Source organism: Mycolicibacterium sarraceniae (assembly GCF_010731875.1).
Taxonomy (GTDB): domain Bacteria; phylum Actinomycetota; class Actinomycetes; order Mycobacteriales; family Mycobacteriaceae; genus Mycobacterium; species Mycobacterium sarraceniae.
This window is the reverse complement of record NZ_AP022595.1, coordinates 4,414,755-4,438,612: the sequence shown is the minus strand read 5'-3', so window position 1 is coordinate 4,438,612 and position 23,858 is coordinate 4,414,755. Positions and strand designations below refer to the sequence as shown.

The window sequence follows — 23,858 nt, the reverse complement described above, 5'->3', positions numbered from 1 at the left end:
CACGCTAGCGTCTAGCCCCTGTGGAGTGGATGACGACGCTCGAGAAGTTGAAGGACCGCATGTCTCGTCGCGGGATCGTGATGACGATCTTGACCCTCGCGGTCCTCGGTCTGGTGATCGCGACGCTGCGGTATACGCCGACCCCTCCTGACGACATGCCGCGATCACCCGTGCAGACGAATTCGCGGGTCCCCGTGGTCGAGCCATCGCCCGCCCCCTGGCTGAACGCTCCGCCGTCGGCTACTAGCGCTGCGCCTTCTACAAGCGCTGGGCCTTCTACTACCGTCGCGCCTCCACCTCCTGCTGCGCCGCCGCCGGTGCAAAACACGATAACCACGCCGACGTACATCCCGACCCCGACGTACAGCCCCACACCGACAGCCACTTCGAGCACGACGCCCACCTCCACGGCGACGACTGGTCCTAGCGAGCAGCCCGCCTTCCCCATCCGGCCCACCCACGCGCCCTCTGACCTACTTCCCAACGGTGGAAGGCGTAGTTAAGAAGATCACCCCTCGACCGCGCGTCATGCACGCGTGCGCGCGTTGTGATGGGATTAGCGGCCTATGGGTATCAAAGTGGCGCTGGAGCACCGCACCAGCTACACCTTCGACCGCTTGGTGGAGGTGCACCCGCACGTCGTCCGGCTGCGTCCGGCGCCGCACTCCCGCACGCCGATCGAGGCGTACTCGCTGGAGGTCGAGCCTGCCGACCACTTCGTCAACTGGCAGCAGGATGCGTTCGGTAACTTCCTGGCCCGGCTGGTCTTTCCGACTCGCACCCGGCACCTGAGCATCAAGGTCGGCCTGATCGCTGATCTCAAAGTGATCAACCCGTTCGACTTCTTCATCGAGGACTACGCCGAGACGTTCCCGTTCACCTATCCCAAGGCGCTCAAGGATGACCTCGAGCCGTACCTGCGGCCCGTCGACGAGGCTGAGGAAGGGTCGGGCCCGGGGGAGTTGGTTCAGTCCTGGGTGCGCAATTTCGTGGTCAAGCCCGGAACCCGGACCATCGACTTCCTGGTGGCGCTCAACCGCGCGGTCAATGGCGACGTCGGCTACAGCGTCCGGATGGAACCCGGCGTGCAGGCCCCAGATCTCACGTTGCAGACCGGGATCGGCTCGTGCCGCGATTCGGCATGGCTACTGGTGTCCATCCTGCGTGAGCTCGGCCTGGCTGCCCGGTTCGTATCCGGCTACCTGGTGCAGCTGTCCTCTGATGTCGAGGCCCTCGACGGCCCGTCCGGGCCGGCTGCCGATTTCACCGATCTGCACGCGTGGGCTGAGGTGTACGTTCCCGGCGCCGGCTGGATCGGGCTCGATGCCACCTCGGGACTGTTCGCCGGGGAAGGACATATCCCGCTGGCGGCCACCCCGCACCCGTCGTCGGCCGCGCCGATCACCGGCGCCACCGGGGTGGCCGAGGCCACCCTGGATTTCGCCAACATCGTCACCCGGGTGCACGAGGACCCGCGTGTCACGCTGCCCTACACCGAGGCGGCGTGGGCGGCCATCAACGCGCTCGGCACGCGTATCGACCAGCGGCTGGCCGACGGAGACGTCCGGTTGACGATCGGTGGCGAGCCGACCTTCGTCTCGGTGGACAACCGGGTCGACGAGGAATGGATCACCGCCGCCGACGGACCGGATAAGCGGGAACGGGCCTCGGTGCTGGCCGCGCGCCTCAAGACGGTGTGGGCGCCCGGTGGTCTGGTGCAGCGCAACCAGGGCAAGTGGTACCCCGGAGAACCGTTGCCGCGCTGGCAGATCGGAATCCACTGGCGTCGGGACGGACAGCCGCTGTGGAACGATCCCGCGCTGCTGGCCGACCCGTGGGGCGCCGAATATGACGAGGTGGAACCCGACGCCGCCCGGCAGGTGCTGGCGTCGATCGCCGAGGGGCTCGGGCTGCCGGCCGGCCAGGTGCGGCCAGCCTACGAGGACGCGCTGGGCCGGCTGGCCCGGGCGGTCCGGCTGCCCTCTGGTGATCCGGTCGAGTCCGATGCGGATCTGGAGACCGACACCCCGGCGGCACGCGCGGCACTGCTGGCCCGCCTGGAGGAGTCGGTGGACGCCCCGGCGGCCTACCTGCTGCCCGTGCACCGTCGCGAGGACGACGCCGGCTGGGCCAGTGCCGACTGGCGGCTGCGACGCGGCCGCGTCGTGCTACTGGAAGGTGACTCACCGGCCGGGCTGCGGTTGCCGCTGGGGTCGATCAGCTGGCAGCCGCCACGGCCCTCGCTGCCCGCCGACCCGATCGCCAGCGGGCGCCGGCGGCTGCCGGTGGAGCGCGAGACCGCCGATGCCGCCGCCGCGGCGATCGAGGACGCCGCCGACGCCCCCACCACCGCGATGGTGGCCGAGGTGCGCGATGGCCTGCTTTACATCTTCCTGCCGCCCACCGAAGAGCTGGAATACTTCGTCGACCTCATCGGCCGGGTGGAGTCCGCCGCGGCCACGGTCGGTTGCGCGGTGGTAATCGAGGGTTACGGGCCGCCGTCGGACGGGCGGCTGGAATCCATGTCGGTCACACCGGACCCCGGCGTCATCGAGGTCAACGTGGCGCCCACCTCGAGTTTCGCTGAGCAGCGGGACCAGCTGGCGACCCTTTACCGGGAAGCCCGGCTGGCTCGACTGTCTACAGAGCAATTTGACATAGACGGAACCCACGGCGGCACCGGCGGCGGCAACCACATCACGCTGGGCGGTATCACCCCGGCCGACTCACCGCTATTGCGCCGGCCAGACCTGCTGGTGTCGCTGTTGACCTACTGGCAGCGTCATCCCGCACTGTCCTACCTGTTCGCCGGCCGCTTCATCGGCACCACATCGCAGGCCCCCCGGGTCGACGAGGGCCGTAGCGAGGCGTTGTACGAACTCGAGATCGCGTTCGCCGAGATCGCCCGGCTGAGCTCAGGGGAGGACAATCCGCTCGGACATGGTCGCTCCGCAAGCTTTGCTCCGTGGGTCACCGATCGGGCGCTGCGCCACCTGCTCACCGATATCACCGGCAACACCCACCGTGCGGAGTTCTGCATCGACAAGCTTTACAGCCCCGACAGTGCCCGCGGCCGGTTGGGCCTGCTGGAACTGCGCGGTTTCGAGATGCCCCCGCATTACCAGATGGCGATGGTGCAGTCGCTGCTGGTGCGCGCGCTGGTGGCCCGGTTCTGGGAGCAACCGCTGCGAGCTCCGCTGATCCGGCACGGGCTCAACCTGCACGGCCGATACCTGTTGCCGCACTACATCATTCACGATATCGCCGATGTGTGCGCCGATTTGCGTTCCCATGGCGTCAACTTCGACACCAGCTGGCTGGACCCGTTCACCGAGTTCCGGTTCCCGCGGATCGGCACCGCGGTGTTTGACCATGTGGAGATCGAACTGCGCGGCGCCATCGAGCCGTGGAACACCCTCGGCGAGGAATCCACCGGCACCGGCACGGCGCGTTACGTCGACTCCTCGGTGGAGCGGATTCAGGTCCGCACCATCGGCGCCGACCGGCAGCGCCACGTGTTGACCTGCAACGGATACCCGGTCCCGATGCTGGCCACTGACAACCCCGATGTTCAGGTCGGCGGAGTCCGCTACCGCGCATGGCAGCCGCCGAGCGCGCTGCACCCCACGATCACTGTCGATGGCCCGCTGCGCTTCGAGTTGGTGGACACCGGCACCGGCACCTCCCGCGGCGGCTGCACGTATCACGTCTCCCATCCCGGCGGCCGGTCCTACGACAGCCCGCCGGTCAATGCCGTCGAGGCCGAATCACGGCGCGGCAGGCGCTTCGAGGCCACCGGGTTCACACCGGGCAAGGTCGACGTGGCCGACATCCGGGAGAAGCAGGCCCGGCAATCGACCGACGTCGGCGCCGCGGGAATCCTCGACCTGCGTCGGGTGCGCACCGTGCTGCAGAGCTGATGGATAAGGCCGACCCCGAATGTGGCCGGGGCAGGCCATTCTCGTAGGTTTGCAGGAATACTTCAGTCAGGAGGTGGGCCGTGTCGCTGTCGGCCGCCGGTTCTGGCTTGACCCGCCCCAGCCCTGACCCCGACCGGTTGCTGGCGGGATATGGTGCCGCCCGCGCTCAGGACACGCTCTTCGACCTGCGTGCCGGGGCGGGCGCATTCGGCGGCACCGGCTACGACGAGTTCGTCGACGCCACCGGCGCCGTCCGGCCGTCATGGCAGGAGCTCGGTGATCTCATCGGCGGGCGAGGTCGCGCGGGACTGGACCGGTTACGCCGGGTGGTGCGCGGGCTCGTCGACAACGATGGCATCACCTACATCGAAGTGGATCACGAAGGGGAGGCCGTCACCAATGGCCAGGGCATCGCGTTGCCCGGCCCGTGGCATCTGGATGGCCTGCCGCTGCTGCTGAGTGCCTCGGACTGGGAGACGCTGGAAGCCGGTGTGGTGCAACGGTCCCGCATCCTGGACGGGGTACTGACCGATTTGTACGGCGAGCGCCGGGCGATCACCAGCGGAATTCTGCCGCCGCAGCTGCTGTTCGGCCACCCCGGCTATATCCGGGCCGCGCGCGGTATCGAGAATCCGGGCCGCCATCAGCTATTCATGCTCGGCTGCGATATCAGCCGCAACGCGGATGCGCGGTTCGTGGTCAACGCAGACTGGGCGCAGGCGCCGTCGGGTGCCGGGTATGCGCTGGCCGATCGCCGGGTGGTGGCCCATGCGGTGCCCGACGTCTACGAGCGCATCGGCCCGCGGCCGGCGTCGCCGTTCGCCCAGGCGCTGCGGCTGGCGCTCATCGAGGCCGCGCCCGAGGCCGCCGAGGATCCGGTGGTCGTGATCCTGAGCCCCGGTATCCACTCCGAAACCGCATTCGATCAGGCCTATCTGGCATCGGCGCTGGGCTTCCCGCTGGTGGAGAGCGCAGATCTGGTGGTGCGCGACGGCAAGCTGTGGATGCGTTCGCTGGGCACGCTCAAGCGGGTGGACGTGGTGCTGCGCCGCGTCGACGCCGACTACGCCGACCCGCTCGACCTGCGGCCCGACTCGCGCCTTGGTGTGGTCGGCCTGGTCGAGATGCAGCGTCGCGGTGCGGTGACGGTGGTCAACACACTTGGCGCTGGAATTCTGGAAAGCCCTGGGCTGCAACGCTTTCTGCCTCAGTTGGCCGATCGTCTACTGGGGGAGAAGCCGCTGCTGGACACCCCGCAGCTGTACTGGGGTGGGTTCGAGCGGGAGCGTTCACACCTGCTGGCACGGCTGAGCTCACTGCTGATCAAGTCGACGGTCGGCGGCGACACCATCGTGGGTCCGGCCTTGTCATCGGCAGAGCGCAGTGAGCTGGCCGCCCGGATCGAGGCGAACCCCGGGGAGTGGGTCGGCCAGGAGCTGCCGCAGTTCTCCTCCGCGCCCACCGACCACTATTCGGGCGGGTTGTCGGCGGCCAGCGTAGGTCTGCGGTTGTTCACGGTGTCGCAGCGCGGCGGGTATGCGCCGATGATCGGCGGGCTCGGCTACGTGCTGGCGTCCGGCAATGCTGCGTACAAGCTGAAAAGCGTTGCAGCAAAAGATATTTGGGTGCGCCCACCCGCCAGGGCGATGACCGACACGCTCACCGTGCCGCCAGTGGAGCTGCCCAGCGGCACCCGATTCATCAGCTCGCCACGGGTGCTGTCGGACCTGTTCTGGATGGGCCGCTATGGCGAACGGACCGAGAACCTGGCCCGCCTGTTGATCGTGACCCGCGAGCGTTATCACGAGTACCGCTACCGCCAGGACATGGCGGGCAGTGAGTGCGTGCCGGTTCTGCTGGCGGCGCTGGGTGCGCTGACCGGGACTGACACCGAGGCGACTGGGAGCTACGCCGATGCGGTGGCCAGCGCCCAGCGCACGCTGTGGTCGCTTACGGTCGATCGGCGGCGCGCGGGATCGCTGGCCCAATCCGTCGAGCGGCTGGCCCTGGCCGCCCGGTCGGTACGCGACCAGATGTCCAACGACACCTGGATGGTGCTCGGCGGCGTCGAACGTGCGCTGGCCGAGCCGGCGGCCGCACCGCCCAGCCCGCAACGCGGTGCCCTGGTCGCCGACGATACGCAGCTGGCCACGGCACAGCAGCAGACGCTGGCCGGCATGCTGGCGCTGTCGGGGGTGGCCGCCGAGTCGATGGTGCACGATGCCGGCTGGACTCTGATGGACATCGGCAAGCGCATCGAGCGCGGGCTGGCCTTGTCGGCGCTGCTGCGCGCCACGCTGACCATCGAGCGCGGCGCGGGAGCCGAACAGACCATCACCGAGTCCGCTCTGGTGGTGTGTGAGTCCTCGGTGATCTACCGCAGGCGCAACCTGGGCAAGGTTAGTGTGGCGGCTGTGGCCGACCTCGTGCTGTTCGACGGGGAGAACCCAAGATCGCTGGTCTACCAGTTGGAACGGCTGCGTTCGAATTTGCGTGCGCTGCCCGGCGCGTCGGGCTCGTCGCGACCGGAGCGGCTGGTCGACGAGGTCAGCACGCGGCTGCGCCGGCTGAATCCGGCGGACCTCGAGGTGGTCGACGCCGAAGGTCGCCGCGCCGAACTCGACAAGCTGCTGGACTGGATACACAACGCGCTGCGCGATCTCTCCGATGTCATCACCCGCGCCCAGCTGTCGCTGCCCGGTGACATGCAGCCACTGTGGGGACCCGATCAGCGCCGGGTCATGCCATGAGTTCGACCGGCACCAGGGCGTACCGCGTCACCCATCGCACGGAGTACAGCTACTCCGACGTGGTGACCAGTTCCTACGGCCGCGGGCACCTCACCCCGCGCGATACGGTCGGGCAACGGTGCCTGTCCTATGAACTCGATATCGATCCGGTGCCCGCCGATCGCTCCACCAGCCGCGATGTGTACGGCAACATCAGCTCCTACTTCCACATCACCGAACGCCACGACGCCCTGACCGTGACCAGCCGCTCCGTCGTGGAAGTCGATCCGCCGCCCGCCGAGCTCTACCAGGCGGGCTGGGCGCTGGCGCCGTGGGAAGCGATTCGCCCGGTCGGCCACAACGGGGCCCTGGCTTCGGAATTCACCCTCGATCTTCGTCCACCCGAAATCACCGACGCAGTAAGGGACTTCGCCGCACCGAGTTTCACCCCGGGCCGACCACTGGTCGAAGTCCTCCGCGACCTCAATGCCCGGATCTTTTCCGACTTCACCTACAAATCCGGGTCTACCACGGTGTCCACACTGGTGAGCGAGGTTTTGCACGCCCGGGAAGGGGTATGTCAAGACTTCGCTCGGCTGGCTATCGCCTGCCTGCGCGCCAACGGATTGGCGGCGAGCTACGTGTCGGGATACCTCGCCACCGACCCGCCGCCGGGAAAGGAACGGATGTACGGCGTGGATGCCACCCATGCCTGGGCCGCGGTGTGGACTCCGCAAAACGAATGGCTCGGGCTTGATCCCACCAACGACAACTTGGTCGACGAGCGTTACATCACCGTGGGCTGGGGTCGCGACTACGCCGATATCCCGCCGCTGCGCGGCATCATCTACACCGATTCCGAGCGGAGCGCCATCGACGTCTCGGTCGACGTCGCACCCTACGACGAGGGCGTGCTACATGCGTGACTTCATCTGCCCCAACTGCGGCCAGCATCTGGCCTTCGAGAACTCGGTCTGTCTGTCCTGCGGAAGCAGGCTCGGATTCTCTTTGGACGACATGGCGTTTCTGGTGATCGCCTCTGGCGAGGGCAGCGAGCATGGTGGGTCCGTCGACGCTGCCGACTACCAGTTGTGTGCAAATCTCTATCTGGCCGAATGTAATTGGCTGGTCAAGGTGGAGCCGGTCCGCCAGCTGTGCACGTCGTGCCGGCTCACCCGCACCCGGCCCGATGACGACGACACCACCGCGATGTCGGCGTTCGCCCTGGCCGAGCAGGCCAAGCGGCGCCTGATCGCCGAGCTGCACGAGCTCAAGCTGCCGATCGTCGGCCGCGACGAGGATCCGACGTACGGGCTGACCTTCGATTTGTTGTCCAGCGCGAAGGAGAAGGTGTTCACCGGCCACGACAACGGCGTGATCACCCTGGATCTCGCCGAGGGCGATGATGTGCGCCGTGAGCAGCTGCGCACGTCTATGGACGAGCCGTATCGCACCCTGCTGGGCCATTTCCGCCACGAGATCGGCCACTACTACTTCTATCGGCTGGTCGGTACCGCGCCGACGCATCTGCAGCGGTTCACCGAACTGTTCGGCGATCCCGACGCCGACTACCAGGCGGCGCTGGACCGTCACTACAACGAGGGCCCGCCCGCCGGCTGGAAGAAGAACTACGTCTCGTCCTACGCCACCATGCATCCCGCCGAAGACTGGGCCGAGACGTTCGCGCACTACCTGCACATCCGGGACACCCTGGACACCGCCGCGGCCTTCGGGCTGGCCTCGGCTAACGCGACCTACGAGCGAAGAGTGTTGGGGCCCAGTGGGTTCGACAACATGATCGAGATGTGGTTGCCGTTGTCCTGGTCGCTGAACATGGTGAACCGGTCGATGGGCAAGGACGATCTCTACCCGTTCGTGCTGCCGGTGCCCGTCCTGGAGAAGATGCGCTTCATCCACGCCGTCATCGACGAGGTCACCTCGTCGTCGGCCAGCGTCCCGCAGCAGAGCTGAGCTGAGCGGGGTGCTCTGACGCGCCCAGGCCCAGCGTTGTCTTCAGGCTGGGCGGACGGCATCGACATCGCGTTCCGAGACCGCGACCCTTCAAAAATGATGTCGGATAGAGCATTTCCTGCATCCCGGGCCCACCTCGCGGCCCCTGCGATCGCGCCGGCACGGTGGATCGCCTCGCAGACGATGCGACGGTGCGGGCTTTGCTCGCTGACTGGGAGCTCACCAGTCAGCGCTTTCTGGCTGAGTTCCGCGCCGAAATCGGTTCGCGTCTGGGCGATCCCGTCTTAGCAGATCTTGTTGCGCGCCTGTCGGATGTCAGCCCCGCATTCCGGGCCGGGTGGCAACGCCACAGTATTGAGGGGTTCGAGTCGCGCGAGCGGCTCTTTCACCACCCGGAGATCGGCACAGTCCGGCCGACTGACGCGCGGAGGTCACGTCTGCGAGCGCCCCCCGAGAATGCCGTGCATCAGCGCTTGCCGCAGGGCCAGTTCGCGGGGATCGCTGTACAAGTGGAATCCGAGTTTGTTCATCACGTAGGCGAATCCGATCCCGGTGTCGGGATCGGCGAACCCGAATGAACCGCCGAAGCCCGGTGTGCCGAAAGCCTTGTCGGTGGACCCGAAGCGGAACTGCGGCAATGGTTTTGAGAAGCCCAGTGCGAAGTTGGTGGTGACGTTGAGCACCCTGTCCCGCAGGCCCCCGCTGGGCGGGACGGCCGGCGCGGCCAGTGCCGACACGACATCGGCACTCAGGCCGATCTGGTCGCCGCCGGTCGCGGCGGTGCCGTAGTACTTGGCCACCGATCTCGCTGTGCCGATTCCGTTGCTCGACGGTATCTCGACCGCCCGGACGTCATCGCGGTTGTAGGCACCTTCCCAGGGGTTGACATCGGCGGGCAGACCAGTGCTGCGAGCAGCAAGGCCGACGGGATTGAGCGCGGCCATCGCGAAACCGGCCGGCATCTCTTTCAGGTGAAGCAGGCATTCGGCCCGCTTCCACTGATACAGGGTCGCAACGCGATTGCGATCGATGTCGGCCGGCAGCCCGATGTGCAGGTCCAGACCGAGCGGCGCGGCGATCTCCTCGGCCAGGAACCGGCCCACCGTACGGCCCGCCGGGTCGGTGCGGCGAATCAGCTCGGATTGATACCAGCCCAACGTGATTGCGTGATAGCCGTGCCGGGCGCCGACGGGCCAGGCCGGAGCCTGTGCCGCCAGGATGGAGGCCAACCGCTCGGGATCGGCGACATCGCGAAGGGTCGGCTTGGGGGTGAGGGCCGGTAGGCCGGCCTGGTGTGCGAGCAGTTGGCGGACCGTGACGTCGCCCTTGCCGGCGTGGGCGAATTCCGGCCAGTAGTCAGCGACTTTCGCGTCGTAGCACAGCATGCCCCGGGACACCGCGACCGCGAACGTCAGCGCCGTGACGCCCTTCGTGGTCGAGAACATGTTGACCATGGTGTCGGGCTGCCACGGCGCCTTCGTCAGCCCGTTGCGGTAGCCGCCCCACAGGTCGACGACCTTGACCCCATCCCGATAGACGGCCACGGCGGCGCCGACTTCCGCGCCGGCGGCCAGGTTCGCCCGGAACGCATCGGCGACTCTGCCGTAACCTTCGGCGACGTCGCCGCCCATCAAGTCCGGCGGCACTGCAACTTTGAGCACTATTGAGCCCTTCGGTGTTCACCAGGAGGATATGCCGGCGCGCCGCGCGCCACGGCCACATTCGGCGTGACGGCCAATACGATCGCCGGGTGGCTGATCGCTATGGCGCCGATGTGCTGGCCAACAATCCGCACGACTCCCGCAAGTCCCGCTCGACGGAACAGGCCGTGGAGTTGGGAATGGTCGTCGAGGACCCGCAGTCGGGGTTCGTCGGCGCGGTCGTGGGTGTCGAAGGCTCCCGGGTCGAACTGGAGGACCGCAGGGGACGGCGGCGGGTGTTCCCGCTCGGCCCGGGCTTTTTGTTCGAGGGCAAGCCGGTGATCCTGACGCCGCTGCGGCGGTCGGCACCCGCCGCAGCGCAGCGCACCAAATCAGGTTCGGTGAAGGTGGCCGACACCCGCGCCAAGGTCGCGCTGGCCAGCCGTATCTACGTCGAGGGCCGTCACGACGCCGAACTCGTCGAGCAGGTATGGGGTGAGGACCTCCGGGTCGAGGGCGTCGTCGTGGAATACCTCGGCGGCGTCGACGACCTGGCCGGCATCGTCGCGTCGTTCCAGCCCGCACCGGGCCGCCGGCTCGGGGTGCTGGTCGATCACCTGGTGGCCGGATCGAAGGAGGCCCGGATCGCCGAGACGGTCCGGCGCGCGCCGGGCGGGGAGCACACCCTGGTCGTCGGGCATCCCTACGTCGACATCTGGCAGGCCGTCAAGCCGGAGCGGGTGGGCCTGACGGCGTGGCCGTCGGTACCGCGCAGTGTCGAGTGGAAACACGGGATCTGCGACGCGCTGGGCTGGCCGCACCGAGATCAGGCCGATATCGCCAGGGCCTGGCAGCGCATCCGCTCCTCGGTTCGGGACTGGACCGATCTGGAGCCGCAGCTGATCGGCCGGGTCGAGGAACTCATCGATTTCGTCACTCAGCCGGCCTGAGGTGGGCGTGCGCGTGTGACGGATATCGCAGGCGGCATTCGGCAAACTTCGGTGTACAGTCGTTCACTGTACGAACTTTACCGCCGACTGCAGTCTGGCTGTCGTTACCCGATGCCGGCCGACGCGATACGACTTGATCCGGAGCTGCACCGCCATGACGTTCTCCCTCGAAGTGTCAGAAGAAGTCGCCACTGTCCGGGATTGGGTGCACCAGTTCGCCGCCGAGATCGTGCGACCCGCGGCCGCCGAATGGGATGAGCGCGAGGAAACCCCTTGGCCGCTGATCCAGGAGGCTGCCAAGGTCGGTCTCTACACCCCCGAGCTGTTCGGCGAGATGTCCGTCGAGCCGTCCGGCATCGGCATGTTGACGGTGTTCGAGGAAATGTTCTGGGGCGACGCCGGTATCGGGCTGTCGATCCTCGGTACCGGACTGGCCGCGGCCGCGCTGGCCGCTAACGGCACGCCCGAGCAGATCGGGGAGTGGCTGCCCGCGATGTTCGGTACCCCGGGCGATCCGCTGCTGGCCGCGTTCTGTTCCTCAGAGCCCGGTGCCGGCTCGGACGTCGGCTCGGTGCGCACCCGAGCCCGCTACGAGCAAGCCACCGACGAGTGGGTGCTCAACGGCACCAAGACCTGGGCCACCAACGGCGGTATCGCCAACGTGCACATCGTGGTCGCGTCGGTCGACCCCGAACTGGGCACCCGCGGTCAGGCCACCTTCATCATTCCGCCGAACACGCCCGGGTTCTCCCAGGGGCAGAAGTTCAACAAGCACGGCATCCGGGCCTCGCACACCGCGGAGGTGGTGCTGGACAACGTGCGGATACCGGGCAACCTGATCCTGGGCGGTATGGAGCGCTTCGAGCAGCGGATCGCCCGCGCGCGGGAAGGGCAGCGGACATCCGGCCAGGCGGCGATGGCGACCTTCGAGCGCACCCGGCCCGTCGTCGGCGCCATGGCGCTGGGTGTGGCTCGGGCGGCCTACGAGTACGCCCTCGAATATGCCTGCGAGCGTGAGCAATTCGGCCGCAAGATCGGCGACTTCCAGGCGATCGGATTCAAGCTTGCCGATATGAAGAGCCGTATCGACGCCTCCCGGCTGCTGGTCTGGCGGGCCGGCTGGATGCAGCGCAACAACAAGCCGTTCTCCTCGGCCGAGGGTTCGATGGCCAAGCTGCACGCCAGCGAGACGGCGGTGTACGTCACCGACGAGGCCATCCAGGTCCTCGGCGGCAATGGTTACACCCGCGACTACCCGGTGGAGCGGATGCACCGCGACGCCAAGATCTTCACGATCTTCGAGGGCACCAGCGAAATTCAGCGGCTGGTGATCGCCCGCCGGCTCACCGGTCTGCCGCTGCGCTGACGTCGAGTCGACCGATGCCGCCGAGGTACCGGGCGGAGGAGGAGTGAGACAATCGGCTCTAGCCTAGGCCGGTGCCGGGGCGATGTCCCCGTCCGGGTCGCCCATCCGGCCCATCGGGTTGGCAGCGTCGGCGATCGCCGCAATCTCGGGATGCTGTGCGGTAACCGCAAGGAAGGCTTGGCTTTTCGCGGCCGAGCCGATGTGGGCGTTGACGCCGTTGAGCCGGCTCGCCGTCGACCTGGCTGCGGTCACCCGCGGCTGCCCGGCGCAGGCGAGGTGGTCCAAGCTGTTCTTACCGTCGCCACGCCGGCGGAATGCTTGCGTCCCGGTGATCGAGACCGCTACGGTGAGGTAGAACCAATTCTCCTCAAGCGGATAGGAGCGCCAATGACGGCGGCCTTGAGCGACACCGCTCCTGCATCGATGTTGGACCGGTTTACGGCGATTATCGATGCCTTCGAGGACACGTCTGCGGGGCTGACGCTGGATCAGATCGCGGCGCGGGCCCACCTGCCGCGTTCGACGACCCACCGCATCCTCGACCAGCTGGTGCGTCTGCAGTGGCTGACGCATTCGGGCCGGGGTTATCGGCTTGGTGCGCGTACGTCGGCACGGGGTGCGGTGGACGGCGCCGATGTCCGGCTGCGCTCGGTGGCGGCACCGGTACTGCACGAGATGCAACTGCGTACCGGTGCGGTGGTGCATCTAGGCGTGCTCGATCGCGGCGAGATCGTTCATCTGGACAAGCTGGGTGGCCCGTCGGCGCGCCAGGTGCCGACATCGGTTGGCGTCCGGATTCCGGCGCATCGGGTGGCGCTCGGCGTCGCCGCACTGGCCGGGCTTTCGCCCGAAGATGTGGTGGCCGAGCTCAACCATGTCCGCGGCTGGGAGCCGGATGCGGCGTGGTGGGGCGAGCTGCACAAGGCCCGCCGTCGCGTCGTGATCCGCCAGGGTGACTACACCGCCCCGATGCTGTCGGTGGCGGCGACGATCGGCTCGCGTGCGGCGATCGGGATCGTCACCTCGGACCGGGTGCTCGCGCAGCGATGTCAGCCATTGGTCTCCGCATCGGCGGCGCGGATCGCCCGGACGCTGGCCGGTGCAAACAGCTAGCCCGCCCAGCGTGCGGGTTGTCGACGATTTTCACCGAAATCTCGACGAGAACCCCCACAGTCGGCGCTGCTCGAGCCCCTCGCGGGCGACGACCCGCATGCCAGGCACGCCGAAGTTGAGGCCCAGCCACAGCCCCTCGGCGAAGATGCGCCCATAGGCCTTGACCCCGCCGTACACCGGGTGGCGCACCGACCCCAGATATCCCGACATCGACCCGACCAGCAGGATGCCGCCGCGGTGCCGCTCGCGCATCAATCGGCCGTAATGCTGGGTCAGCGCCATCATTGTGGTGATGTTGAGGTCGATCACCCGCCGAAAATCCGCCAGCTCGGCGTCCAAAAACTCCGCACTACACGTGTTGGCGCCGGCGTTGTGGATGAACAGCCCGACCTCGAGCTCATCGGTCAGCGCGCGCAGCTCGTCGCCCGCGCCGGTCCGGCCAGTGCTCAGCGTCTCGCTGATCGGTACTGCTGCGCTGGGCGCTGGCCGATACCGGATACTGAGATGCGTGCCGCGGATCGGAGAGCCCCGGGCGCCTGCCCGCCCGGCGACCGATGACCAGGAGAATCGCCGTGGCGCCATCCTGTCCGCCGCCGCGCGGCTCGGCTCGGCCAAGGAGATCGACCGGATCCAGGCTCAGGAAATCGCCGCCGACGCGGGCGTCGCGCTGCGCACTCTCTATCGCTATTACCCGTCGAAGCATCACGTGTTCGCCGCGGTGCTCGACGAGCAGGTTGTCCACTTCCGGCCGCCGGCGCCCACCGGCGACGCGGCCGATGACATCGCCCGCCTGATGGTCGATGCGTGCCGAAATCTGTTGCGCCACAAACATCTTGCGCACGCGATGATAACCTCCACACAGATCGTGCGCGCTCAGGCCGATGCGCCGGACGACCCGACTCTGCGTGAGCTGATCCTCGAGATTGCGGGTTGTGACAACCCCACGCAGGAACAGCTGCGCCGCTCCCGGCTGGTGCAGCAGGCCGCGTTCGGCATCCTGACGTGGACGGTCGGCGGCGCGCTGCGCCCCGACGACGCGCTGGAAGACGTCGACGTGGCCTGCCGGCTACTCGTCGGCGATGTCTTCTGACGGATTCTGAGCTGCCACCCGTCTGACCCAACCCGGCTGGCCAGCACTGAACCGGTGAGGATCAGCACCAGACCGGCGATGTGGAACCAGGTCAGCGGCTCGCCCAACAGCGCCACCCCGGCGAACGCCAGCGCCGTACAGATGCCCGCGAGCAGCAGCCAGGCCGCGATCATCTCGAAGAACGCGAACCCCGCCACCGCTTTCCAATGCCGACGCAGCAGCGTGCGAGCATCGCGCGACAGTGCCAGCGGCAGCAGCAGCGCCGCACCGACCGCCGATCGGGTGATCAACAGATACGGAATGCCCCAGATGACGCATCGCGGCGAACAGAACCCAGCCGTGTGCAGTCACGACGACCACATTACGAACGTGGTAAGTCTGAGGGCGTGTCCGACAGCCTGTTCGATGTGCCCGGCGGCGACGACGGCCGGGTCAGCTCGGCCGCGCCGACGTCGGCTCCGCTGGCGGTCCGGATGCGCCCGGCGAGTCTGGACGAAGTCGTCGGGCAGGAGAACCTGCTCCGCCCCGGCTCGCCGCTGCGACGGCTCGTCGAGGGTTCGGGTGCGGCGTCGGTGATCCTCTACGGCCCGCCCGGCACCGGTAAGACCACGCTGGCATCGCTGGTGTCGCAGGCCACCGGTCGGCGGTTCGAGGCGCTTTCGGCGCTGAGCGCCGGTGTCAAAGAAGTGCGCGCCGTCATCGACAACGCCCGGCGGGCGGCGGCCTACGGCGAACAGACCGTGCTGTTCATCGACGAGGTGCACCGCTTCTCCAAGACGCAGCAGGACGCCCTGCTGGCCGCGGTGGAGAACCGCGTGGTGCTGCTGGTGGCCGCCACCACCGAGAACCCGTCGTTCTCCGTTGTCGCTCCGCTGCTGTCCCGATCGCTGATCCTGCAGTTGCAGCCACTGACCGCCGACAACATCCGCGCCGTGATTCAGCGGGCCATTGAGGACCCGCGCGGGCTGGCCGCAGCCGTCACCGTTGACGACGACGCCGTCGAGCTGGTGGTGCAGCTGTCCGCCGGTGATGCCCGCCGAGCGCTGACCGCGCTGGAGGTCGCCGCCGAATCAGGTGAGCATGTCAGCGTCGAGACCATCGAGCAGTCGCTGGACAAGGTGGCGGTGCGCTACGACCGCGACGGCGATCAGCACTACGACGTCATCAGCGCGTTCATCAAGTCGATCCGCGGGTCCGACGTCGACGCTGCGCTGCACTATCTGGCGCGAATGCTGACCGCGGGAGAGGATCCGCGCTTCCTGGCGCGCCGGCTGATGATCCTGGCTAGTGAGGATATCGGGATGGCCGACCCGACAGCGCTTTTGACCGCGGTCGCGGCCGCGCAGACTGTCGCGCTCATCGGAATGCCGGAAGCCCAGCTGACCCTGGCGCACGCGACGGTGCACCTGGCCACCGCGCCGAAATCCAACGCGGTCACCACCGCATTAGGTGCGGCGATGAACGATATCCGGGCGGGCAAAGCTGGTTTGGTACCGGCGCATCTGCGCGACGGGCACTATGCGGGGGCGGCCAAACTCGGTAATGCCGTCGGGTACCGGTATCCGCACGACGACCCCGATGGTGTTGTGCCGCAACAGTATCCGCCCGATGAAGTGGTGGGGGTCGACTACTACACGCCGACCACGCACGGTGCGGAGCGGGAGATCGCCAGCAGGCTGGACAAGCTGCGGGCGATCATCCGGCGCAGGCGCTAAGCCATCTCGGGTACGCGCAGCCGGGCGATCGCCAATTCGAACCCGCCGAACTGTTCGATCTCGGGAAGCGCCGTCAGCTTGTAGAACTCGACGGCCCGGTCGAACTGGTCGGGTCTGGCCTTGAGCTACGGTGAGAATCGTGGACACCGATGTGCTCGACGTCCCGCACGCCACGGCCGGCGTCGTGTCGCCAACGGTGACGCTTCCGGTGGCCGACGGCACGTCGCTGCTGGGCACCTGGCGCAGCGTGGTGTTGGTCGATCTGAACAGGGACAACCCGCGCCGATCGGTTCGGCTGAGCTTCGTGGGCGGCTGACCGGTCAAGGTCGGTCGACCGGTAATGTGGAGCGGTCGAGGCGTCAGTCGAGCCGCATCCCGAACGCAAGGAATTTCAGTGCAGACACACGAGATCAGGAAGCGTTTCCTGGATCATTTCGTGAAGGCAGGTCATACCGAGGTGCCGAGCGCCTCGGTGATCCTCGATGACCCGAACCTGCTGTTCGTCAACGCGGGCATGGTGCAGTTCGTGCCCTTCTTCCTCGGGCAGCGCACCCCGCCGTACGACCGGGCGACCAGTGTGCAGAAATGCATCCGCACCCCGGACATCGACGAGGTCGGCATCACCACCCGGCACAACACCTTCTTCCAGATGGCCGGCAACTTCAGCTTCGGCGACTACTTCAAGAGGGGCGCCATCGAGCTGGCCTGGGGCCTGTTGACCAATGCGGTCTCCGAGGGTGGCTACGGCTTCGACCCGGAAAAGCTTTGGGCCACCGTTTATCTCGATGATGACGAGGCGATCGAACTGTGGCAGGAGGTCGCGGGGCTGCCTCTCGAGCGGATCCAGCGTCGCGGCATGGCCGATAACTACTGGTCGATGGGGATCCCGGGGCCATGTGGGCCTTGCTCGGAGATCTATTACGACCGCGGCCCGGAGTACGGCGTGGATGGCGGACCCGAGGCCAACGAGGACCGCTACATCGAGATCTGGAATCTCGTGTTCATGCAGAACGAGCGCGGCGAGGGCACCAGCAAGGACAATTTCGAGATCCTCGGGCCGCTGCCGCGCCGCAACATCGACACCGGTATGGGTGTCGAGCGCATCGCCTGCCTGCTGCAGGGCGTCGACAACGTCTACGAGACCGACCTGGTCCGTCCGGTGATCGACAAGGTCGCGGAGTACGCGCGCGTCCCGTACGGAAACCACAGCTCAACCGCCAGCGACGTGCGCTACCGGATCATCGGTGACCACAGCCGCACCGCGGCGATCATCATCGGTGACGGTGTCACCCCCGGTAACGAGGGTCGCGGCTACGTGCTGCGGCGGCTGCTGCGTCGCATCATCCGCGCCGCCAAACTGCTCGGTGTCGAACAGCCGATCATGAGCGAGCTGATGGTCACCGTCCGCGATGAGATGGGCCCGTCCTACCCGGAGCTGGTCACCGACTTCGACCGCATCCACCGGATCGCGGTCGCCGAGGAGACCGCGTTCAACCGGACCCTGGCTGCCGGCTCGCGGCTGTTCGAGGACGCGGCCGAATCGACCCGCGCCGCCGGAAAGTCCACGCTGTCCGGCTCGGACGCCTTCACTTTGCACGACACCTATGGCTTCCCGATCGACCTCACCCTAGAGATGGCCGCCGAGGCCGGCCTGTCGGTGGACGAGGAGGGCTTCCGCGGTCTGATGGCCGAGCAGCGCCAGCGGGCCAAGGCCGACGCCGCCTCGCGCAAGCAGGCGCACACGGACCTGTCGGCCTACCGCGACCTGGTCGACGGCGGACCTACCGAGTTCACTGGATTCAACGAACTCTCCTCGCAGGCAACGATTCTGGGAATCTTTGTCGACGGTGTCCGGGTGCCGGTGGTCAGCCACGGCGGCGCTGAAGGCACCGTCGAGCTGATCCTGGATCGCACCCCGTTCTACGCCGAGTCCGGTGGCCAGATCGCCGACGAGGGTGCCATCTCCGGTACCGGATCATCGGCGACCGCGCACGCGAGCGTCACCGATGTCCAGAAGATCGCCAAGACGCTGTGGGCTCATCGGGTCCGGGTCGAATCCGGCGAGTTCGTCGAGGGTGACATGGTCACCGCGGCCGTCGATCCCCAGTGGCGTCGCGGCGCCACCCAGGGTCACTCCGGCACCCACATGGTGCACGCCGCATTGCGACAGGTGTTGGGGCCCAACGCCGTTCAGGCCGGTTCACTCAATCGCCCGGGCTACCTGCGGTTCGACTTCAACTATCAGGGCGCGTTGAGCGACGAGCAGCGCGCTCAGGTCGAAGAAGTCACCAACGAGGCCGTGCAGGCCGACTTCGAGGTGCACACCTTCAACGAGAAGCTGGAAAAGGCCAAGGCGATGGGCGCCATGGCGATGTTCGGTGAGTCCTATCCCGACGAGGTCCGGGTAGTCGAGATCGGTGGCCCGTTCTCACTGGAACTCTGCGGTGGCACCCACGTGCACAACTCGGCCCAGATCGGTCCGGTCACGATCCTCGGTGAGTCCTCGGTCGGTTCCGGGGTACGCCGCGTGGAGGCTTACGTGGGTCTGGACTCCTTCCGGCACCTGGCCAAGGAGCGCGCGCTGATGGCCGGGCTGGCCACGTCGTTGAAGGTGCCGTCCGAAGAGGTGCCGGCGCGCGTCGCCACCCTCGTCGAGAAGCTCAAGACCGCTGAGAAAGAACTCGACAAGATCCGACTGGCCAGCGCGAAGGCGGCCGGGGCGAACGCCGCCGCCGGCGCCGAGCAGGTGGGTAAGGTCCGTCTCGTGGCACAACGGATGTCCGCCGGAATGACCGCCGGCGATCTGCGCTCCCTGGTCGGCGATATCCGCGGCAAGCTGGGCTCGGAGCCCGGCGTCGTGGTGCTCATCTCCGAAGGAGATGAGGGCAGCGTTCCGTACGTGGCCGCCACCAACCGGGCTGCGCAGGATGCCGGCCTGAACGCCAACGAGCTGATCAAGCAGATCTCGTCGGCCGTCGACGGGCGGGGCGGCGGCAAGGCCGACCTGGCTCAGGGGTCTGGTAGGGACGCGGCCGGAATCGATAGGGCACTGGCGGCAGTTCGCGCAGAGATCGCGCGGAGCTAGCCTCAGTGCTCTCCGCACAGAACCGTGTGCCCGACCGGCCCGGCGCCGAAGATCCCGGGCGGGGTCGGCGGCTCGGTGTCGACGTGGGCACGGTGCGGATCGGGGTGGCGCTCAGCGATCCCGACGGGATCCTGGCCACTCCCGTTGAAACAGTTCGACGTGACCGTTCCGCACGGCATCTGAGGCGGCTGAGCGCGCTGGTGGCCGAACACGACATCGTCGAAGTGGTCATCGGGTTGCCGCGCACACTGGCCGACCGGGCCGGGGCGTCGGCGCAGGACGCGGTAGAGGTGGCCGACGCGCTGGCCGGGCGGATCGCCCCGGTGCCGGTGCGGCTGGCCGACGAACGACTGACGACAGTGGTGGCCCAGCGGTCGTTGCGGGAGGCCGGCGTGCGTGCCAAGAACCAGCGCGGGGTGATCGATCAGGCCGCCGCGGTCGGGATTCTGCAGGGCTGGCTGGACCAGCGCCGGGCCATGACGAACGAGGGCGACGATGTCTGAGGACTACGACGAGCGCTCGGGGCCGGTGGTGGTCGGTCCGCCAAGACGGAGGATGAGTCGCCTCGATCGGGTCCGTGCCCGACGAAACCGTAACCGCCGCAGGTTGATCGGGGCTGCCGCGGCAGCCCTGCTGGTTGTCGTGGTGGTGGCCGCGGTGTACCTGGGCGGCGAGGTGTTCGGCGGTGGTGGCTCGGGCGATTTCGCCGGCGATGGCAAGGATGACGTCGTCGTCCAGGTCCACGATGGCGACTCCACCACTCAGATCGCGCAGATCCTGCGCGACAAGGGCGTCATCTCCAACGTCAAGGGATTCGTGGACGCGGCCAAGGACAACGCGGCGATTGCCGCGATCCAGCCGGGTTTCTACGCCGTGCGCACCGAGATGTCGGCGTCGGCCGCGGTGCAACACCTCGCCGACCCGCACAACCGCGTGGGCAAGATCGTGATCCCCGAGGGCCGCCAACTCGATGACATCGCCGAGGTCGGGTCGGGCAAGGTGACCGACGGCATCTTCACCCTGATCTCCAAGGCCACCTGCGTCCCGCGGGGCGACGAGCAGAAATGCGTGCCCGCCGAAGACCTGCGCAAGGTGGCCGAACAGGCACCGCCGGAACAGTTGAACGTGCCGGAGTGGGCGGCCCAACCGGTGGCCGGGCTGGGTAAGAACCACCGCCGCCTGGAGGGGCTGATCGCGCCGGGCACCTGGAACGTGGACCCGTCGGCCTCCCCGCGGGACATCATCGCCAAACTGGTCGGCCAGAGCGCTGATCACTACGTCGGCGGTGGGCTTTTGGACACCGCCAAGGCGATGAACATGTCGCCGTACCAGATCCTGGTCGTCGGTTCGCTGGTGCAGCGCGAGGCCAAGCCGCACGACTTCGCCAAGGTCGCCCGGGTGATCTACAACCGGCTGGCGGTGCCGCAGAAACTGGAATTCGATTCGACGGTCAACTACCTGCTGGATCGGCAGGAAATCGCCACCACCGACGCCGACCGGGCTCAGCTGACGCCGTGGAACACCTACGCCGTGCAGGGGCTGCCGGCGACGCCGATCTGCTCACCGGGCGAAGAGGCGCTGACGGCGGCCGAACGGCCGGAGCCGGGGGACTGGCTCTACTTCGTCACCGTGGACACCGAGGGCACCACCCTGTTCACCCGCGACTACCAGCAGCACCTGGCCAATATCGAGCTGGCCAAGCGCAATGGCGTGCTCGACTCGGCTCGCTAGGCCTCGATGACCGCGCGTAAGGCGGCGGTGCTGGGCTCACCCGTCGCGCATTCCAAATCCCCGCTGCTGCATCTGGCCGCCTACCGTGCGCTCGGCCTCGCCGACTGGACCTACGAACGCCTCGAGTGCACGGCCGATGAATTGCCGCGCCTGCTCAGAGGTTTCGGCCCCGAATGGGTGGGCGTCTCAGTGACGATGCCGGGCAAGTTCGCCGCCCTACAGTTCGCCGACGAACGCACCGAACGCGCCGAACTGGTCGGCTCGGCCAACACGCTGGTCCGCACCGACCACGGCTGGCGCGCCGACAACACCGATATCGATGGCGTCGCCGGTGCACTCGGGCATGTCCGGCGTCTTCGGCACGCGATCGTGCTCGGCTCGGGCGGAACCGCACCCGCCGCCATCGTGGCGCTGGCCGACCTGGGCGCGATCGAGGTCACCGTCGTGGCCCGCAACCGTGACAAGGCGGCCCGGCTGCTGGACCTCGGTGCGGCCGTCGGCGTCACCGTCGCGTTCTGCGACCTGACCGACCCGCGGCTCCCACAGCTCGCGGCCGCCGCCGACGGCCTGGTCAGCACCGTCCCCGCCAATGCCGCAGCCTCCTACGCCGGCGTATTCGCCCGGGCGCCGGTGCTGCTCGACGCCATCTACGACCCGTGGCCCACGCTGCTGGCCACCGCCGTGCAGGAAGCGGGCGGCGAGGTGATCAGCGGCGTGCAGATGCTGCTGCATCAGGCCTTCAGTCAGGTCGAACAATTCACAGGGCATCCGGCGCCGCGTGAGCAGATGGCCGCCGCGCTCGGTTAACGTCGCCCCGATGCGCCTGATTGGGTTCGGGATCGTGCTGGTGTGGGCGGCAGGGTTGACGGTGTTCGACGTCCGCGATCGGCGGTTGCCGAACATGCTGACGCTGCCCGGGGCGGTCGCGGTGCTGGCCGTCGCTTTTCTGGACGGCCGTGGCCTGCCTGCGCTGGCCGGAGCGTTGGGCCTGGCTGCACTGTATTTGGTTGTGCACCTGGCGATCCCAGCGGGGTTGGGCGCCGGCGACGTCAAGCTCGCACTCGGTGTGGGTGGCTTGACGGGCGCGTTCGGCCCCGATGTCTGGCTGTTGGCAGCGCTGGGCGCGCCGGTGCTGACGGCGCTACTGGCCGCTGTCATCGCGGTGCGGGATCGCAGCGCGACGGTGCCGCACGGCCCGTCGATGTGCGTGGCTAGCCTGACCGCCGCGGCACTCGTCCTGTTCTAGCGATCGGGGTTTTCGTCATGGCGGTGTCTTCTCGTGCCTGCCGGACAGCAAATTGGGTCTGCCGTGACCGGCGTGGGAAGATGGGACGCGTGTTGCGATGGACGACCGCCGGTGAATCCCACGGCCGCGCGCTGGTAGCCGTGGTCGAGGGCATGGTCGCCGGTGTGCAGGTCACCTCCTCTGATATTGCCGAGCAGCTGGCCCGCCGGCGCCTGGGCTATGGCCGCGGCGCCCGGATGAAGTTCGAGCAGGACCAGGTCACGGTGCTGGCCGGGGTCCGCCACGGCGCCACCCTGGGCGGCCCGATCGCCATCGAGATCGGCAATACCGAGTGGCCCAAATGGGAAACCGTGATGGCCTCGGATCCCGTCGCCGCTGATGATCTCGACGTCGCGCGCAACGCGCCGCTGACCCGCCCCCGACCCGGCCACGCCGACTTCGCCGGCATGCTGAAATACGGCTTCGACGACGCCCGTCCGGTGCTCGAGCGGGCCAGCGCCCGCGAGACCGCGGCGCGGGTCGCCGCCGGTACCATCGCGCGGTCCTTTCTGCGCCAGGCACTCGGCGTCGAGGTGCTCTCGCACGTCATCTCCGTCGGTGCGTCGGTGCCCTACGACGGCCCCTCGCCGGCCGCCGGCGACTCCGACCGCATCGACGAGAGCCCGGTCCGGGCCTTCGATAAGGCTGCCGAAGCCGACATGATCGACCAGATCGAGGCGGCCAAACGAGACGGCGACACCCTGGGCGGCATCGTCGAGGTCGTCGTCCACGGACTGCCGATCGGTCTGGGCTCGTTCACCAGCGGTGACAACCGGCTGGACAGCCAGCTTGCCGGCGCGGTGATGGGCATTCAGGCCATCAAGGGCGTCGAGATCGGCGACGGCTTCGAGACCGCTCGGCGGCGCGGCAGCCAGGCCCATGACGAGATGTACCCCGGCCCCGATGGCGTGGTCCGCTCCACCAACCGGGCCGGCGGCCTCGAGGGCGGGATGACCAACGGTCTGCCGTTGCGGGTCCGGGCCGGGATGAAGCCGATTTCCACGGTGCCGCGCGCGCTGGCGACCGTCGACATGGCCACCGGTGATGAGGCCGTGGCCATCCACCAGCGCTCCGACGTGTGCGCGGTGCCTGCCGCTGCTGTGGTGGTGGAAACCATGGTCGCCCTGGTGTTGGCCCGCGCGGTGCTGGAGAAGTTCGGCGGCGATTCGCTGTCGGAGACCCGGCGCAACGTCGACGGTTACCTGCAGGCGGTGGCGCAGCGGATGCCGTCCGATCCGCCGGTGCGGGCGTCGGGGTAGCGCG

Annotated in this window: 18 protein-coding genes and 4 pseudogenes; 17 read left to right on the top strand and 5 right to left on the bottom strand. The window is 67.9% G+C overall.

Features of this window, described 5'->3' with window-relative positions:
* Positions 1-4: 4 nt before the first annotated feature.
* Positions 5-448 carry a hypothetical protein gene (locus G6N13_RS22140; protein ID WP_163700550.1) on the bottom strand — a complete coding sequence of 148 codons (444 nt, stop codon included), beginning with the start codon at positions 446-448 and terminating at the stop codon, positions 5-7.
* Between the two features lie 118 nt (positions 449-566).
* On the opposite strand from G6N13_RS22140, the gene G6N13_RS22135 reads away from it, so the two are divergent.
* The 4 genes from G6N13_RS22135 (at position 567) to G6N13_RS22120 (ending at position 8,620) form a co-directional block, all read left to right on the top strand.
* Entirely contained in the window at positions 567-3,920 is a 3,354-nt protein-coding gene (locus G6N13_RS22135; RefSeq protein WP_163700547.1) for a transglutaminase family protein, read from the top strand.
* Between the two features lie 80 nt (positions 3,921-4,000).
* Positions 4,001-6,670: a circularly permuted type 2 ATP-grasp protein gene (locus tag G6N13_RS22130; protein WP_179965038.1), complete on the top strand. Its 2,670-nt coding sequence runs from the start codon at positions 4,001-4,003 to the stop codon at positions 6,668-6,670.
* A complete protein-coding gene (locus tag G6N13_RS22125; protein ID WP_163700544.1) occupies positions 6,667-7,575 on the top strand; it encodes a transglutaminase family protein in 909 nt (302 codons plus the stop codon). Before G6N13_RS22130 ends, G6N13_RS22125 begins: the two co-directional genes overlap by 4 nt.
* Positions 7,568-8,620, top strand: coding sequence for a zinc-binding metallopeptidase family protein (locus tag G6N13_RS22120; RefSeq protein WP_163700541.1), 1,053 nt, complete (start codon positions 7,568-7,570; stop codon positions 8,618-8,620). Before G6N13_RS22125 ends, G6N13_RS22120 begins: the two co-directional genes overlap by 8 nt.
* 64 nt (positions 8,621-8,684) lie before the next feature.
* On the opposite strand, the pseudogene G6N13_RS26265 reads toward G6N13_RS22120, so the two are convergent.
* Positions 8,685-8,774, bottom strand: a pseudogene (locus G6N13_RS26265) (hypothetical protein); the annotation flags it as partial.
* A 10-nt stretch (positions 8,775-8,784) separates the two neighbouring features.
* Here G6N13_RS26265 and G6N13_RS25515 point away from each other — a divergent pair.
* A pseudogene (locus G6N13_RS25515) lies at positions 8,785-8,973 on the top strand (MmyB family transcriptional regulator); the annotation flags it as partial.
* A gap of 78 nt (positions 8,974-9,051) precedes the next feature.
* Here the strand turns inward: G6N13_RS25515 and G6N13_RS22105 are convergent.
* Positions 9,052-10,284 carry a serine hydrolase domain-containing protein gene (locus G6N13_RS22105; protein ID WP_163702428.1) on the bottom strand — a complete coding sequence of 411 codons (1,233 nt, stop codon included), beginning with the start codon at positions 10,282-10,284 and terminating at the stop codon, positions 9,052-9,054.
* Positions 10,285-10,370: 86 nt separating this feature from the next.
* On the opposite strand from G6N13_RS22105, the gene G6N13_RS22100 reads away from it, so the two are divergent.
* Both G6N13_RS22100 and G6N13_RS22095 read left to right on the top strand, forming a co-directional pair.
* Positions 10,371-11,210 (top strand): DUF3097 domain-containing protein, encoded by an 840-nt coding sequence (locus G6N13_RS22100; protein ID WP_163700538.1) that lies wholly within the window; start codon positions 10,371-10,373, stop codon positions 11,208-11,210.
* Between the two features lie 154 nt (positions 11,211-11,364).
* Positions 11,365-12,576, top strand: coding sequence for an acyl-CoA dehydrogenase family protein (locus tag G6N13_RS22095; RefSeq protein WP_163700534.1), 1,212 nt, complete (start codon positions 11,365-11,367; stop codon positions 12,574-12,576).
* 63 nt (positions 12,577-12,639) lie between these two features.
* Here G6N13_RS22095 and G6N13_RS25510 read toward each other — a convergent pair whose 3' ends face one another.
* Positions 12,640-12,828, bottom strand: coding sequence for a hypothetical protein (locus G6N13_RS25510; RefSeq protein WP_235677860.1), 189 nt, complete (start codon positions 12,826-12,828; stop codon positions 12,640-12,642).
* Between the two features lie 135 nt (positions 12,829-12,963).
* Between G6N13_RS25510 and G6N13_RS22085 the strand changes: the two genes are divergently transcribed.
* Positions 12,964-13,689, top strand: coding sequence for an IclR family transcriptional regulator (locus G6N13_RS22085; protein ID WP_163700532.1), 726 nt, complete (start codon positions 12,964-12,966; stop codon positions 13,687-13,689).
* Positions 13,690-13,755: 66 nt separating this feature from the next.
* Here the strand turns inward: G6N13_RS22085 and G6N13_RS22080 are convergent.
* Positions 13,756-14,271: pseudogene (locus G6N13_RS22080) on the bottom strand (SDR family NAD(P)-dependent oxidoreductase); the annotation flags it as partial.
* On the opposite strand from G6N13_RS22080, the gene G6N13_RS22075 reads away from it, so the two are divergent.
* From G6N13_RS22075 to aroC, 9 genes and pseudogenes are all read left to right on the top strand, one after another.
* Entirely contained in the window at positions 14,198-14,779 is a 582-nt protein-coding gene (locus G6N13_RS22075) for a TetR/AcrR family transcriptional regulator (RefSeq protein WP_235677859.1), read from the top strand. The pseudogene G6N13_RS22080 and the gene G6N13_RS22075 overlap by 74 nt on opposite strands.
* 386 nt (positions 14,780-15,165) lie before the next feature.
* Positions 15,166-16,494, top strand: coding sequence for a replication-associated recombination protein A (locus G6N13_RS22070; protein ID WP_163700526.1), 1,329 nt, complete (start codon positions 15,166-15,168; stop codon positions 16,492-16,494).
* A 181-nt stretch (positions 16,495-16,675) separates the two neighbouring features.
* Positions 16,676-16,810 (top strand): annotated as a pseudogene (locus tag G6N13_RS22065) (YjbQ family protein); the annotation flags it as partial.
* A 78-nt stretch (positions 16,811-16,888) separates the two neighbouring features.
* The gene (gene alaS, locus G6N13_RS22060) at positions 16,889-19,579 is read left to right on the top strand and encodes an alanine--tRNA ligase (RefSeq protein WP_163700524.1); all 2,691 of its coding nucleotides are present in this window, start codon (positions 16,889-16,891) and stop codon (positions 19,577-19,579) included.
* 5 nt (positions 19,580-19,584) lie between these two features.
* Positions 19,585-20,082: a Holliday junction resolvase RuvX gene (gene ruvX, locus G6N13_RS22055; RefSeq protein WP_163700521.1), complete on the top strand. Its 498-nt coding sequence runs from the start codon at positions 19,585-19,587 to the stop codon at positions 20,080-20,082.
* Positions 20,075-21,310, top strand: coding sequence for an endolytic transglycosylase MltG (locus G6N13_RS22050; RefSeq protein ID WP_163700518.1), 1,236 nt, complete (start codon positions 20,075-20,077; stop codon positions 21,308-21,310). Before ruvX ends, G6N13_RS22050 begins: the two co-directional genes overlap by 8 nt.
* A gap of 6 nt (positions 21,311-21,316) precedes the next feature.
* Entirely contained in the window at positions 21,317-22,117 is an 801-nt protein-coding gene (locus tag G6N13_RS22045; protein WP_163700515.1) for a shikimate dehydrogenase, read from the top strand.
* A gap of 10 nt (positions 22,118-22,127) precedes the next feature.
* Positions 22,128-22,556 carry a prepilin peptidase gene (locus G6N13_RS22040; protein ID WP_179965037.1) on the top strand — a complete coding sequence of 143 codons (429 nt, stop codon included), beginning with the start codon at positions 22,128-22,130 and terminating at the stop codon, positions 22,554-22,556.
* An 80-nt stretch (positions 22,557-22,636) separates the two neighbouring features.
* Positions 22,637-23,854: a chorismate synthase gene (gene aroC / locus G6N13_RS22035; RefSeq protein ID WP_163700512.1), complete on the top strand. Its 1,218-nt coding sequence runs from the start codon at positions 22,637-22,639 to the stop codon at positions 23,852-23,854.
* Positions 23,855-23,858 lie beyond the last annotated feature (4 nt).

What these genes read in the sequence shown, in the direction of transcription:
- G6N13_RS22140 (WP_163700550.1), bottom strand. Translation starts at nt 448, where the DNA reads ATGGGGAAGGCGGGCTGCTCGCTAGGACCAGTCGTCGCCGTGGAGGTG.
- G6N13_RS22135 (WP_163700547.1), top strand. Translation starts at nt 567, where the DNA reads ATGGGTATCAAAGTGGCGCTGGAGCACCGCACCAGCTACACCTTCGAC.
- G6N13_RS22125 (WP_163700544.1), top strand. Translation starts at nt 6,667, where the DNA reads ATGAGTTCGACCGGCACCAGGGCGTACCGCGTCACCCATCGCACGGAG.
- G6N13_RS22120 (WP_163700541.1), top strand. Translation starts at nt 7,568, where the DNA reads ATGCGTGACTTCATCTGCCCCAACTGCGGCCAGCATCTGGCCTTCGAG.
- G6N13_RS22095 (WP_163700534.1), top strand. Translation starts at nt 11,365, where the DNA reads ATGACGTTCTCCCTCGAAGTGTCAGAAGAAGTCGCCACTGTCCGGGAT.
- G6N13_RS22085 (WP_163700532.1), top strand. Translation starts at nt 12,964, where the DNA reads ATGACGGCGGCCTTGAGCGACACCGCTCCTGCATCGATGTTGGACCGG.
- G6N13_RS22050 (WP_163700518.1), top strand. Translation starts at nt 20,075, where the DNA reads ATGTCTGAGGACTACGACGAGCGCTCGGGGCCGGTGGTGGTCGGTCCG.
- G6N13_RS22045 (WP_163700515.1), top strand. Translation starts at nt 21,317, where the DNA reads ATGACCGCGCGTAAGGCGGCGGTGCTGGGCTCACCCGTCGCGCATTCC.
- G6N13_RS22040 (WP_179965037.1), top strand. Translation starts at nt 22,128, where the DNA reads ATGCGCCTGATTGGGTTCGGGATCGTGCTGGTGTGGGCGGCAGGGTTG.
- aroC (WP_163700512.1), top strand. Translation starts at nt 22,637, where the DNA reads ATGGGACGCGTGTTGCGATGGACGACCGCCGGTGAATCCCACGGCCGC.